The sequence below is a fragment of the Tumidithrix elongata BACA0141 genome (genome assembly GCF_036349135.1).
Lineage (GTDB): Bacteria > Cyanobacteriota > Cyanobacteriia > Pseudanabaenales > Pseudanabaenaceae > Tumidithrix > Tumidithrix elongata.
Genome location: NZ_JAZBJZ010000188.1, coordinates 1 through 6,387, shown reverse-complemented (window position 1 = coordinate 6,387; position 6,387 = coordinate 1). Strand labels below are relative to the sequence as shown.

Here is a 6,387-nt window from a genome sequence, read left to right as displayed (position 1 = left end):
TAGTCACTTAATATTCCTTTACATACTCTATCTTTTTCACGCCTACTTACTTACCCAAGCCCCCAATTGTTAAAAGCTGAACAATACCGATGACTGTGTACCCTAAATAGAAGCGGTGAATGCCAAATCCACCCAAAAAGAAGCAAAGAAGGATGGCCGTTACTTTAGATTTACCTTGCATATTGTTTGCAAAAATATTTTCGAGGTCGATCTTACCGCATATGAATTAGCAAAAGAAAGCTAGCTTATATAAAAATTCAATGAAGGAATAAAAGCTGAGAAGCCGATATTCTTAAGTTGTAGTAATGTAAATAAACTACTGAATTGAGATTGAAATCTGCTTCTCAATTCAGTTCGATCGCTTGCCAATTCACCTTGCCAATTTACAAAGAGGATAATCTTGAATATGCTCCTCGACAAAATAAATAACATTCCTAAAAAAAAGCTTGTTTTTTTAATTGTTTTATCCTTAGTCGGAGCGGGTTCCTTTGCAACTTTTTCGGAGCTAGACACAAACTTCTTTCTAAAGGGATATGGGCTCTTGCTTTCTCTGCAAGCAGGTTTTGCTCTAACGTACTTTGCCTATTCTCGCTCAAATCATCACAAAAAATCGCAGTAACCCTGCTGAAATAGCTAAGGAACTGCGGTGCTATGAAAACGAAGATTTAAAATGGGCTAATCATTGGATATCGCAATTCCCAATCAGTTTTAATTAATTTGTAGCGCAGGCATCTTGCCTGCAAGAACTAAAACCCAGCCTACATTCACAAACGATAAAGGATAGCTATAGAACTAAATTCTATTTTCTTCCCGATGTTGCTGCAGTTCTGATTTTAGCTGAGCGATTTCAGCCCGAAGATTATCGATGGTTTCCTGAAGATCCACTGGATCGCTACCGCCGCTTTCACTGACAATATTGCCTTCCTGTTGTGCGGCTTTTTCGAGGACAGTCTCTGCAAAGTTTCGCATTTTTTCTCTTTGTTCGGCATCAAATTTGCCTAAAGCGCTGAGTGCGTCTGTCAGAGTATCTTCCACTTGATCGATTAAGGCTTCTGCCGTAGCTCTACCAATAAAAAATGCGCGCGTTAATGGGTTACTCATACGGGGGGTTTCTATGGTATTAGTTTCTGGATCGAGACTCTAGACCTATAAACTATAACAAGTTTGTTAGAGATCTTAGCCTAGAGCCAGCTATCTGGTCGGGGCAATGCCAAGATCTTGATTAAGGATTCTGGTTCGATTTAAATCGCTATCACTATTTAGGGAGGATTGAGCCTCCTCAAGTTAGGAGAAATATTGAAATGGCATCTTCCCCCAAAATTGTTGTTGTCACAAATGGTAAAGGTGGTGTGGGAAAAACTACAACCGCGATCGCGCTGTCAGGTATTTTTGCGGAGAAATATAAAGTTTTAGCTGTAGATGCCGATACCCAAGGCAGTCTGTCATGGTGGGTAAAGCGCAGCAGTAAAGGGGTTGGCTTCGATCTCACCCAAGAGTCAAATCCCGCCTTATTGGGGAATTTAACAAAACTGAGTAGTTACGACTTAGTATTAGTAGATACACCGCCCGCGCTCCACTCGGAAGCACTTGCCGCTGTAATTGCGATCGCTGATTATTTGGTCTTGCCAACACCGCCTGCTCCGATGGACTTAGCTGCGTTAATCGACACAGTTAAAACCACCGTGAAACCCGTAGGTGTCGCCCATCGCGTTTTGCTCACAAGGGTCGATCCGCGTAGCCTGAATGAAGCCCTCGAAGCGCAAAATACATTAATGGAAGTGGGCATTCCTGCTTGTCATGCCTTTGTTCGCGCTTATAAAGCTCACGAACGCGCTGCTTTAGACGGCTCCCTCGTAACGCAGTGGCGAGGCAAAAATGCTCGAGAAGCAGAGGCAGACTATCGACGTGTCGCTGATGAATTGCAGCGCGATTGGTTATGAGCAAAGCGATCGCCAACGCAATCTAGAAATTTAATCAACCATAGGATCGCCTAGAGCGATCTGGCAGTAAAAGGAATAGCATGACTAAGAAGCGTCTAACAGATTTATTACGTGAGGAAGCACAAAAATCTTCTGAGAATTCTGAGAATAATGTTGAGCCCGATCTGGAACTGAGCGCAAAACCAAGCGCAAAATCAGGTGGAGCCTCTGATGCCAAACCTACGACTCAACCAGTTGAGGCATCTGCCAAACCTGCCTCTGCCCCAGCCAAAGAAGTTGCCAAATCCGCTGAAACGAAATCTTCTGAAAAAACGGTTGACAGCGCAACGTTAAAACAAATTGCTGAGCTGCAAACCCAGTTAGAAAAAGCTAAAACGCAGGAAGCATCCCTCCAGCAACAAGTGACAGCCCTCAGACAAGAATTAGCTGCGAGTCAGGCGAATGCTGAGAAGTTGCAAGCCGCGATCGCACAGGCAACACAGGCGAAAACCGAAGCGGATAACGCTTTGAATGAAGTCAAAAAGGATAACCTCCGATTGGCAGAGGCAAATATTCAACTAACGGCTGAAATCGATCTGCTCAAGGCAGGGAAACAGTCCTCCTCGGTGCGATCGCACAGTCATAGTACGCAGGCTGCCTATTATTCCAGCGTAAAACCAGTGCCTGAAAAGACGGCAACCGAAAAAGCTGCTAGCGAAAAGGCAGCAACCGAAAAAGCCAATCTTAGAACCCAAGAAAATAATCAAGACAAAATTCGTCTGAGCAAATTGCTGCGCCGTCCTGTGGGCTCAAACGATATGAGCAAAGTAAATCAAAATATTGGCTGGTTTGATTGATTTCTCCCTAATTCTGTTCCAAACTGTCCGAAATATAGATAGGATACTTTGCTAGTCATTCTTAAGGATCGGCGTAACTATGCGATTGTGGGTGTTGATATTTAACACTGGCTCAGACACGGAGGGTATTTATACCTTGCTGGTTGGTGGCAAAAATACTGTGGTGGCTTTTGCAGACGAAGATGATGCCATTCGTTATTCAGGTCTGCTGGAAGCCCAAGATTTTCTTTGCCCCACGGTTGAGCAAATTGACGAGCAAGAAATTGTGGAGTTTTGCGAAGGGGCTGGCTATGAGCTGAGCATTGTGCAATCAGGAGAATTGGCGATTCCCCCCGAACAGAACGTTGAAAAAACTGACTGGAATCCCGACGGTGACGAGGAAGAAAATGCCCCAGCGATCGAAGACTCCGCGATCGAGATGATGCGCCGCCGATTAGAAGGCTTACTTTAGAGAAGAAATAAGCAGAAAAACTTCTATGACTGATTTACCTCCTATATCCCCACTTCCGCAACTTGGAGCTGTCTATGACGGCTGGTTTAATTTCCCTGTCAGAGTTTATCCGCATCATACCGACTATGCTGGTGTGGTCTGGCATGGCAGCTACATCAATTGGATGGAATCAGCACGGGTAGAGTGCTTGCGTTCAGTTGGCATCAGTTTTGAAGACTTGGTGGCAGCAGGCGTTAATCTTCCCGTTGTAAATTTGTCCATTCGCTATCATCTCCCTGCCAAAATGGGAGACGATGTGATCGTGATGACCAAACTACAAAACCCTGAGAAATTGCGCTTAAATTGGGCCTATCAAATTCGCACAGAGAACGATCTATGCGTTACTGCCCTTGTGACCTTAGTGGCAGTAGACATGGAAAAAAATAAGATTTTACGAACATTGCCGAGTTCTCTTGTAGGTGCGATCGCGCGTTTAGTGGGTAACGACATCACGCCAAACTAAGCTTTCTGCGCCACAAATAATTCTTGAATACCTTTCTGAGCAAGATCGAGCATCTGGTTGAGCTGCTCGCGGCTATAACTGCCAGATTCGGCTGTGCCTTGTACTTCGATTAACTGCATTTCGCCATTCATCACGACATTGAGATCCACACTCGCAGCCACATCTTCCTCGTAGTTGAGATCGAGAAAAGGCTTGTCGCCAATTAAGCCTACGGATACTGCCGCGATCGCAGTTTTAATGGGGGATTTCTCAATCGCGCCTTCTGTCAGCAATCGATCGATTGCCGATTGTAATGCCACAAACCCTGCGGTAATTCCCCCCGTGCGCGTGCCTGCATCCGCCTGCAACACATCGACATCGACCGTAATCGTGTAGTTGGGAATTAAGTGAAAATCAATACCAGCTCGCAAACTGCGCCCAATTAATCGTTGGATTTCTTGCGTCCGCCCTGATAGCTTGGTCAATTCCCTTGGTTGACGTGGCTTGGTCGAACCGGGCATTAAACGATATTCTGCGGTCAGCCAGCCTTGACCGCTATCTTGTAAAAATCTGGGCACCCCTGGTTCGATCGAAACTGTGCAAATTAATTGGGTATTGCCAAATTTGCCCAATACTGAGCCAGTTGGTAGCTGCGTGAACTCTCGCTGAAAACTCACAGGACGAAGTCGATCTGCCTCACGTCCATCGGGGCGCTGCCATACAGGGGTATCAGTATTCGTCATTAAAATCTATCTTGAAACAATCCACTGCATTCTACCGAATGGGTGGCTCATTACTTTTGTAAAATTAAAGAGGAAAGCATGAATATCTTTAAACATGAGACTGCGGTTAGCAAGAATAGACGGATTGAGCTTCCATGTAAGAATCCGAAGTTATTATATTCACGATCCTAAATCAAGTAATGAGATACTTTTACGAACCAATGCTAATGCTTTTGTGAAGCCACCATTACCAATTTTGAGCACTACTAAATTCTTAATAAAAAGGAAACAATATCAATGGCGATCGCTTTAGCAGGTACACATAGCGGCGTTGGTAAAACAACGGTGACACTGGCAATTTTGTCAGCCTTAAGGGAATGGGGGATGGTGATTCAGTCTTTTAAGGTTGGGCCTGATTACATCGACCCCATGTTCCATACAGCAATTACAGGCAGACCCTGCCGCAATCTCGATCCTGTACTGACTTCACCCAATTATGTGCGGGACTGCTTTGCGAAACACAGCGCTAGCGTTGATGGTGCTGTAATCGAAGGCGTCATGGGTCTATTTGATGGTGCGGGTAGTGATGAATTTGCCAGTACCGCTCACATTGCCAAACTGCTCGATCGCGCAGGTGAATCTATTTCTGTAATTCTTGTGGTGGATTGCAGCCGCATGTCGCGATCGCTGGCAGCGACGCTCTATGGCTATCAAAACTTTGACCCCGACCTAAATTTGGCAGGTGTAATTTTAAATCGTGTCGGTAGCGATCTCCACCGTGAAATCTTGACCGAAGCGATCGCACCTTTGGGAATTCCTATTCTTGGGGTTATTCCAAGATCGGAAGGAATTACACTGAGCGATCGGCATCTCGGGCTCATTCCCACCGATGAAGTTGCGAATTTCAGTCAGATTAGCGCTCAACTTGCCGATCTAGGAAGGCGCTGTCTAGACTGGCAAAAATTGATGCCTTTGATTAGCTCTAAAGGAATCCCTAGGAATCTGTCTACTTCTCCTACAAGAGAGGTTTCCAGCGAACTGAAGATCGAGATTGCCGTAGCTCGCGATCGCGCTTTTAATTTCTATTACGCCGATAATTTAGATATCCTCCAAGAATTAGGAGCAGAACTGGTTTACTGGAGTCCGCTCTCAGAAAGCCAACCACCTGTTGAGGTGCAAGGGCTATATTTTGGCGGAGGCTTTCCAGAAGTATTCGCGAAGGAATTATCAGAAAATCAAGCGGCGATCGCCTTTGTCAGGCAAGCTGCCAGTGCAAATATGCCGATTTATGCGGAATGCGGAGGGCTGATGTATCTTAGCGAAGCGATCGCTAACTTTTCTGGACAGAGCTTTGAGATGGTGGGCGTGCTTCCAACGAAAACTGCAATGACGCAAAAGTTGACCCTTGGCTATCGACAATGTGCCTTACATCAGAATTCTTCACAGCAGACATGGCTTCCATCCGCACCCATCTGGGGGCATGAGTTTCACCGCTCTATCCAAACAACTCCTACTCCAGAGCCGCTTTTTGACCTCACCAATTATGCAGGTACAAATGTCGGTGTAGAAGGATGGGGAAATCCTCACTTGCTAGCAACCTATATCCATTTACATTGGGGTGGCAACCCAACAATTCCTCAAAGATTTATTGAGGCTTGTGAGTCTTATCAGCATTCCGTTGCATCTCTTTACAAACCATCTCGACTTTCCATTCCTTTGAAATAGCGTTCTAGTTCGTCGGTACGTTGTTTGGTAAGACGCTCAATGCAATTACTGTAAATCATTGGGGCAATACTACCTCCTTGAAATCGCTCGGAGGCAAACTTGCAATTTCGATCGCGAAAGCTAATCCATGCTAGTTGGGCATCCACTAATCGCTCGGCATTATTTGTATTGCGATATTTGGTAATTGCTCAACCTAGGTAAATTGACAAAAGCAGCAAAGCTGATAAAGTAA

At 45.2% G+C, this 6,387-nt stretch carries 9 protein-coding genes; 5 read left to right on the top strand and 4 right to left on the bottom strand.

Annotated elements, in window-relative coordinates; translation table 11 throughout:
* Positions 1-46: 46 nt before the first annotated feature.
* Together V2H45_RS25780 and V2H45_RS24670 are read right to left on the bottom strand one after the other, a co-directional pair.
* On the bottom strand, positions 47-181 hold the full coding sequence (locus tag V2H45_RS25780) for a TM2 domain-containing protein (protein WP_408648914.1): 135 nt from the start codon (positions 179-181) through the stop codon (positions 47-49).
* 611 nt (positions 182-792) lie between these two features.
* A complete protein-coding gene (locus V2H45_RS24670) occupies positions 793-1,101 on the bottom strand; it encodes a DUF6825 family protein (RefSeq protein WP_330486349.1) in 309 nt (102 codons plus the stop codon).
* Positions 1,102-1,301: 200 nt separating this feature from the next.
* Here V2H45_RS24670 and V2H45_RS24665 point away from each other — a divergent pair, with 200 nt between their 5' ends.
* The 4 genes from V2H45_RS24665 (at position 1,302) to V2H45_RS24650 (ending at position 3,729) form a co-directional block, all read left to right on the top strand.
* On the top strand, positions 1,302-1,940 hold the full coding sequence (locus V2H45_RS24665; RefSeq protein WP_330486348.1) for a ParA family protein: 639 nt from the start codon (positions 1,302-1,304) through the stop codon (positions 1,938-1,940).
* Between the two features lie 80 nt (positions 1,941-2,020).
* Positions 2,021-2,776: a hypothetical protein gene (locus V2H45_RS24660; RefSeq protein ID WP_330486347.1), complete on the top strand. Its 756-nt coding sequence runs from the start codon at positions 2,021-2,023 to the stop codon at positions 2,774-2,776.
* Between the two features lie 79 nt (positions 2,777-2,855).
* Positions 2,856-3,227, top strand: a complete 372-nt coding sequence (locus tag V2H45_RS24655) for a DUF3110 domain-containing protein (protein WP_330486346.1) — start codon at positions 2,856-2,858, stop codon at positions 3,225-3,227.
* A gap of 25 nt (positions 3,228-3,252) precedes the next feature.
* Positions 3,253-3,729, top strand: a complete 477-nt coding sequence (locus V2H45_RS24650; protein WP_330486345.1) for an acyl-CoA thioesterase — start codon at positions 3,253-3,255, stop codon at positions 3,727-3,729.
* Here V2H45_RS24650 and rph read toward each other — a convergent pair.
* Complete coding sequence (gene rph / locus V2H45_RS24645; RefSeq protein WP_330486344.1) at positions 3,726-4,451, bottom strand: ribonuclease PH; 726 nt, start codon at positions 4,449-4,451, stop codon at positions 3,726-3,728. The genes V2H45_RS24650 and rph overlap by 4 nt on opposite strands.
* Positions 4,452-4,727: 276 nt before the next feature.
* On the opposite strand from rph, the gene V2H45_RS24640 reads away from it, so the two are divergent.
* Positions 4,728-6,155 (top strand): cobyrinate a,c-diamide synthase, encoded by a 1,428-nt coding sequence (locus V2H45_RS24640; RefSeq protein WP_330486343.1) that lies wholly within the window; start codon positions 4,728-4,730, stop codon positions 6,153-6,155.
* Here the strand turns inward: V2H45_RS24640 and V2H45_RS24635 are convergent.
* On the bottom strand, positions 6,119-6,340 hold the full coding sequence (locus tag V2H45_RS24635; protein WP_330486350.1) for a lysozyme inhibitor LprI family protein: 222 nt from the start codon (positions 6,338-6,340) through the stop codon (positions 6,119-6,121). The genes V2H45_RS24640 and V2H45_RS24635 overlap by 37 nt on opposite strands.
* Positions 6,341-6,387: the final 47 nt, after the last annotated feature.